Source organism: Microcoleus sp. w1-18aA5, assembly GCF_036701705.1.
Classification (GTDB): domain Bacteria; phylum Cyanobacteriota; class Cyanobacteriia; order Cyanobacteriales; family Microcoleaceae; genus Microcoleus.
Genome location: NZ_JAUPTE010000140.1, coordinates 1 through 6144 on the forward strand (window position 1 = coordinate 1; position 6144 = coordinate 6144).

Annotated in this window: 6 protein-coding genes; 3 read left to right on the top strand and 3 right to left on the bottom strand. The window is 43.8% G+C overall.

What is annotated here, in order from left to right:
* Nucleotides 1-433 precede the first annotated feature (433 nt).
* On the bottom strand, nt 434-889 hold the full coding sequence (locus Q5691_RS27100) for an aspartyl protease (RefSeq protein WP_333312137.1): 456 nt from the start codon (nt 887-889) through the stop codon (nt 434-436).
* Between the two features lie 119 nt (nt 890-1008).
* Here Q5691_RS27100 and Q5691_RS27105 point away from each other — a divergent pair, with 119 nt between their 5' ends.
* Nucleotides 1009-2301, top strand: a complete 1293-nt coding sequence (locus tag Q5691_RS27105) for a pentapeptide repeat-containing protein (RefSeq protein ID WP_333216276.1) — start codon at nt 1009-1011, stop codon at nt 2299-2301.
* Between the two features lie 686 nt (nt 2302-2987).
* On the opposite strand, the gene Q5691_RS27110 is transcribed toward Q5691_RS27105, so the two are convergent.
* A complete protein-coding gene (locus Q5691_RS27110) occupies nt 2988-3611 on the bottom strand; it encodes a TenA family protein (RefSeq protein WP_333216278.1) in 624 nt (207 codons plus the stop codon).
* Between the two features lie 55 nt (nt 3612-3666).
* Here Q5691_RS27110 and Q5691_RS27115 point away from each other — a divergent pair, with 55 nt between their 5' ends.
* Together Q5691_RS27115 and Q5691_RS27120 are read left to right on the top strand one after the other, a co-directional pair.
* Nucleotides 3667-3900 carry a hypothetical protein gene (locus tag Q5691_RS27115; protein WP_333348312.1) on the top strand — a complete coding sequence of 78 codons (234 nt, stop codon included), beginning with the start codon at nt 3667-3669 and terminating at the stop codon, nt 3898-3900.
* The gene (locus tag Q5691_RS27120) at nt 3897-4862 is read left to right on the top strand and encodes a glycosyltransferase family 2 protein (protein ID WP_333216282.1); all 966 of its coding nucleotides are present in this window, start codon (nt 3897-3899) and stop codon (nt 4860-4862) included. Before Q5691_RS27115 ends, Q5691_RS27120 begins: the two co-directional genes overlap by 4 nt.
* Nucleotides 4863-4985: 123 nt before the next feature.
* Here the strand turns inward: Q5691_RS27120 and Q5691_RS27125 are convergent.
* On the bottom strand, nt 4986-6144 hold a 1159-nt coding region (locus tag Q5691_RS27125), incomplete at its 5' end, for a glycosyltransferase family 4 protein (protein WP_333348315.1).

Genomic DNA, 6144 nt, shown 5'->3' on the forward strand with positions numbered 1-6144 from the left:
TGCAGTTCACGCTTCTGTTGACGCTCTACCTATTATCCTCTCTGGATAGCACTTTTACAAAACCGGGATGCTCCCAATTCTTGTCGCTTTGGGCAATGCTCAAAGGTTTAGTATCGAGTTACTTTTAGGGTTAGTTTTTTTTGATATTTGGGACGGTTAGCGTGTATTTGATTAAGGCTTATTCGGCTCGCTAGATATTGGGTAAAAGTCTTAGAACTACCTAAAAACATTTTTTTTGGTAGGTATTTTTTACAAAACTTAATAATATCTAACCTCTCAAAAATAAAGAAATTTTATTGGCAATTAGGAATAAATTTCTCAAATTTTTATGAGGAGTTTGGTCCTCACTACCAATATTTTTGATGGCGGGTAATTGACTGGACATTCTAGGAATCACAGGTGAGAGGTTTGTGCTACGGTAAACGCCTCTCAACTAACCCATCAGATATGTTTGCTGATTGTTCATCGGCAATACTCGCAACTGTCGATTTTTCAAATCTGGTTCTAAGCCTAGTTCTTCCATGGGAATCACGCCCAACAAAACAGCAGAAATGCCTTCGGGCAATTCTAAACAATCAAATCTGCCTTCTCTCCCCTCTACAATAATTTGAGCGTCGGCAAAAATTCGACCCTTTTTTATGCCGGCTGATGTTTCTACATCTCTTTCTCCTACTTGTATTAAGCCTAACTGGCTAATAATGCGAGCTGGCAAGGAAAGCAGAGTTGCTCCGGTATCGACAACAACGTTATCGAGGATAACAGAGCGGACTTCCTCAGCAGCAATAAATCCTCGTTCAGCCATAACTCGATCGATGCGATTCGTGACGGTGATTGTAGTGATTACTTGACCCATTTGTTTTTCTTGCAGATTGGGGAGTACCAGGGCCATAGTATGTTACCTGTTTGAGTGTAATTAGTGGAGATTTATATTGTAATATTATCTAGAATCATGCTTGGTTGGTTAAAATCGTTTTATTGACCAGCCACAGTTAGAATTTGCCTCAACGCATGACACCAGAACCAAACTCTTCTCAACCCAATCGCCCTGAATCTAACGTGACTGTAGAAAGTCAGAACGGTGCGAACCCTAATGTGCCACCAGAATCAGGGATAATCGTCGCTACTGCTGAACCGGAAAAACCGCAGCAGCCGCCTCCAACCCGCAAGGTGTTATTGCAGCCACACCAGGAACAAACGACTCCTGAGAAATCGGGGTCAGTGCTGACGCTGGGGTTGATCGCAGCGATGATTTTTGGGCTGGCCAATGACAATATTTGGCTGGGCTTAATTGGCGCCGTGGGTGCGATCGGCATATCGCTGCGGCTGATGTGGCCGAGTTGGGGCAAAATCTGGGCGCAGGTAATTCCGCCGACTTGGCGCACGCTGATCGTCGCCTGCTTCGGGCTTTTAGCTGGGATTGTTGGTTTGCTGATGCTCAGCGGTACTAATACTGAACCGGGAAGCCGCAACATCCAAATCAACTGGGAGGCAATCGGGGCTCTCGGCGAGTTGATCGGCGCTTTAGGCCAAATTTTGATCGCAATTTTAGGCGTTTACGTGGCTTGGCGGCAGTATGTGATATCCAAAGATTTGACTATTCAGCAAAATCGAATTACGCAGCAGCAAACGATCGATGCTTATTTTCAAGGGGTTTCGGACTTAGCCCTTGACGAACAAGGGTTTTTGGAAGATTGGCCGCAGGAAAGGGCGATCGCAGAAGGCCGTACCGCTGCGATTATGAGCAGTGTAGATGCTGAAGGTAAAGCTAAAATTCTGCGGTTTTTGTCGCAGTCGAGATTGGTTACTCCGCTGAAGCGCGATCGGCTTTTAGGCCGTCCCATCCTTGACGGTGACGGCGGCTACGCTGAAGATAGGGATCACGGTATCCGCGTTATCGATCTCAATGTCATGTTAGCGGGTGCTGACCTGGCTGGCACTGATTTGCGGTGGACGGATTTGAGCGAAGCCAACCTCGTCCGCGCCAATCTCAGCAAGTGCGATTTAGTGAAAGCCAATCTCTCGCGCGCTGTCTTGTATGACGCCAATCTCGCTCGCGCCGACATGAGAGCCGCCGCATTATTCTACGGCTCGGCAGAAACTGCATCCCCCCGCAGCCGTACCGAATTTCCCAACTATCAAACGGGCGAACATACCGGCGCTGTGGTTGAACGCGCTGATTTCACCGCTGTCAAGCGGCTGTCGGATGAGCAGCGCTATTACTGCTGCGCTTGGTGTGGCTCGAAGTCGAGAGAGACTATTCCCGGCGGCTGCGAAGGGATTCCCAATAAACTCGGACGTTAAGCCGGGACGGGTTAATTTTTGTAATTGCTATGTGGTTTCTGAGCCGATCGATAATGGCGATCGGGATGCAGGTAATTGCTCCTTTAGTTTGCAAGAAACTACCCCTGTATGGGAGTCGGCCACCTCTAGATTTTGTAAGTGGCTGACTCCTCAAAAGTGGCTGGGCACTGTTTTCGCATTGGGACGGTAAATGGTACCTCGAAATAGCTAATTTAGGCTACAGCTATGCAGATGATGGACACCAGCATTCTGTCGCTTTTTATCCGCTGTTTACTTTGCTCATGCGCGACTTTACGACTCTGGGAATGCAAGTGGGATTAGCACGGCTCATTAATTGTGGGGCATTTTTGATTGCATTATTTCTGGTTGCAAGCTGTTAGTAAAGTTGCGATGATTTAGGGCTGTGGCTATTTCGGGAATTTGCGAAAAAGGCTAAGCATTACAGTCAGCTATTTCGGTTTTTGCTCTTTAGCGCTACTGAGCAATTCCGGTGCTCTGCAATCGGTTCATCGCTACGTTTACGGCATTGTGTAGCTTTCAATGGCACTCGGTTTAGTGTTGAGTAATCAGCCTTGTTTTTGATATGCTGTTATGACATTATTTGCTACATTCCTGCTGTATATGGCTGTTAAATTTACTGCGTGTAGGTAGCTTAAGATAGTTTTCCATTTTTGCACAAACTTAATTTACTCTATTTCCCAAGCTGCTTGAAAAAAGTCTCTTTCGCATAGCATAGCGTAGCGATAGGTTGCTTCTACTTCTGGCCCAGCATCTGCGTAGCGATCGACCAAACCTTCCAGGCGTTTTGCTAAAATCTCAAAATCCGGGCTGCTATAGGTGGAAATCCAGTCGCTAAAGGCGTGTTCCGGTATATTACCTGTAGCTAGCTGCTGTCCCAAAAAAGCATACAACCGCAAGCAAGGAGTCATGGCGGCTACTGTTAAACCTACACCACTCCCCCAGGCTGTCGCTAATAAAAAATCTGTGTAGCGGCGGGTAGCGATTCCCGGTTTTGCCTCTTGTAAGTTTACCCCCCATTTGGCTGCATATCCTTGATGCAAACGAAGTTCTTCTAAAACGCCACTACCGAGATTGTGGAGAATTTCAAACCCCCCCCAGTCGGGTGCTTTTGCCGCAGCGATACTATAAGCGCGAGCGAAGGCTCCCAGAAAAAATGCGTCTTGTGCAACGTAATATGCAAAACTATTTTGGGGGAGGCTGCCGTGAGCAATGCCTTTGACAAAGGGATGTTGCAGACAAGCTTCGCTTAAGTCTTGATTTGCTTGCCAAAGATAATTGGAATTTGTCATGCAATTTTGAATCGATGGGTTATGATTGTAATTTTTATAGTCTGACTAAACATCTATGATAACAGATGTTTTCGCTGGGCGTGTGTCAGTCTTATGGTATCTTTTATTTTTCGTATTTAAGAAAATAGATAAGTGTTGGTACGCGACTATTTGGTGGGCTGCTGTTGTCTGGCTCAAAGAGCGAAATTACCTGCCGAACCTCTCTGGTGAAGCAGACAGGGTGTTTTTGGAAAAAGAAACTTTTGATTTAACGGTTGAAAAGCCGATTTTGAAACAGAAACTGCAATGAACGATACACCTAAGTATTCCTTGGTAATTCCTATCTATAACGAAGAAGAAAATCTCGCTGAATTGTATCGGCGAATTAGTGCGGTGATGGATCGAATGGACGGCCCAGTAGAATTAATTTTAATCAATGATGGCAGTCGCGATCGCTCTCTCGAACTTTTGCGAGAATTGCACGAAAAAGACTCACGAATTTGTTACCTCAGTTTTGCTCGCAATTTCGGCCATCAAATAGCTGTAACTGCTGGTTTGAACTTTTCTAGAGGTCAAGTTGTAGTCATCATGGACGGCGATTTGCAAGACCCGCCAGAGCTAATTATAGATATGGTAGAACAGTGGCGGCAGGGCTATCAAGTTGTTTACGCTCAACGCACTCAACGGCGTCAAGAAGGTTGGTTTAAGCGGTTGCCGGCTTATATGTATTATCGCATTTTGCGGAATCTTGCTGATGTTGATATTCCCATAGATACCGGAGATTTTTGTTTGATGGATAGGTGCGTAGTGGATGTACTCAACGCCATGCCAGAACGCAATCGTTACATTCGGGGATTGCGCGCTTGGATTGGTTTTAAACAAACAGCGGTTAAGTTTGAACGTGATCCGCGTTTTGCTGGCGAAGTTAAGTATACCTTCAGTAAATCTTTTGCTTTGGCGATGAACGGTTTAGTGTCTTTTTCAAAAGTTCCTCTGCAACTGTCGATTTATTTGGGTTTATTTTCGGCTTTCGTGTCTGTTTTGATGGCTTTCTTGGTTTTGTATTGGCGTCTTTTCTCTGCGGGTTCGGCATTAACTGGTTTGACAATTGTGATTATGGCGGTTTTCTTTTTGGGTGCGGTGCAGTTGGTGAGTATTGGAATTTTGGGCCAGTATATAGGGCGGATTTATGAGGAGGTGAAAGGTCGCCCGCTTTATACGCTGGCAGAAGTGGCTGGTTTCGATCCATTTCGTCAAAAAAATGGTAAATAAGCAGGACATTTTTACTATCTTGATGGCTTAAAGATAGCGGTTGTATGGTACGTCTGCTTAATCACCTGAACCCTGAACCACATTCAAAATGCGGGTAGTTGATTCATTATTTGCTACTTAATTTCAGCCAGCGGATATAAACTCCTCATGCCATTGTTGAGCGACTTTATCCCAGCCAAATGAATCTTTAAGAGCTAATGCTTCCTGCCTTAAAGATTCTTGTTTCTCAGGATTTTTTAGCAAGTCTATCACTGCTGCAATAAAAGCATTATTAGTTTCCTCATCCCCAGCAGGCCCCTTAATTCTTATACCTGATTTCACAGTTTCATCTAAACCTGCATAAGTTGTCACCACAGGAACACAACCAGCGGCTTGTGCTTTCCAAGCACTAATACAGAAAATTTCTATCGCAGTATGACAAGGATAAACCCAGATCCCTGATTGGAATAATTCTTCCACTAACTCCTTGTGTCCAATCCTGCCATGTTCATAGACATTTTTTTGCTCGAAAAGTTGTAAAAGTTTTTGCTTTTTATCTGGTAAGTATGGAAATTTCTCAATATAAGGTGAATTAATTAAAGCATCAATTCCTTGCCAACCATAAAAAATATGTAATTCAACATCGGGCACTTCTTTGAGAACTTGATCCCATTGAGTCAGTAAATTTTCAATACCTCTTGCATAATCACTAATCGAAATTAGCCTTTTGGGATTTCTAGCAATTCCTGTTAAATTGAAATCTTCGAGATTAATCCCATTGGTTGTTAAAAAAATCTTGTCTTCAGGAATCCAGTCTGGCAGCAGAGATTTATGAAAATTTGACAACATAAAAAGTTTGTCAAAACTTGCCAGAAATTCCAATCGCGTAGACTCTTCTACAGGAGGAAATAATTGCGGGTTATCGTGCATCCAGACAGCAGTTTTTCGGGCTTTCACTTTCATACACATAGGTTGTGTCCAAACACGATGAAAGATTAAGACATTAAAGTTATCTTCGGTATTGAATTTATCAACTGACTGATAAACTACTCCCTTATATTCCCCTTCCATATCACCGCAGCGATTAAAAACAGTAACCTGGTAGCCTAATTTAACTAATTCTTGACTTAAGTAAATAATCGCTTCTTCACTTCCGCCAATACCTTTATTCACAGATAGAGGAGACCAATCTTCGAGATGAAAGGGAAAATTGGAATAAATTACAATGTAAGGATTCAGGTCAAAAAAACTTCGGTGACAAAAGCTGGTAAAATAAACCAATGAAAAAGCCCCCAGCAACCAG

Excerpts from the sequence above, each read along its gene's own strand:
- Q5691_RS27120 (WP_333216282.1), top strand. The coding sequence starts at position 3,897 with ATGAACGATACACCTAAGTATTCCTTGGTAATTCCTATCTATAACGAA.
- Q5691_RS27100 (WP_333312137.1), bottom strand. The coding sequence starts at position 889 with ATGGCCCTGGTACTCCCCAATCTGCAAGAAAAACAAATGGGTCAAGTA.
- Q5691_RS27105 (WP_333216276.1), top strand. The coding sequence starts at position 1,009 with ATGACACCAGAACCAAACTCTTCTCAACCCAATCGCCCTGAATCTAAC.
- Q5691_RS27115 (WP_333348312.1), top strand. The coding sequence starts at position 3,667 with ATGATAACAGATGTTTTCGCTGGGCGTGTGTCAGTCTTATGGTATCTT.
- Q5691_RS27110 (WP_333216278.1), bottom strand. The coding sequence starts at position 3,611 with ATGACAAATTCCAATTATCTTTGGCAAGCAAATCAAGACTTAAGCGAA.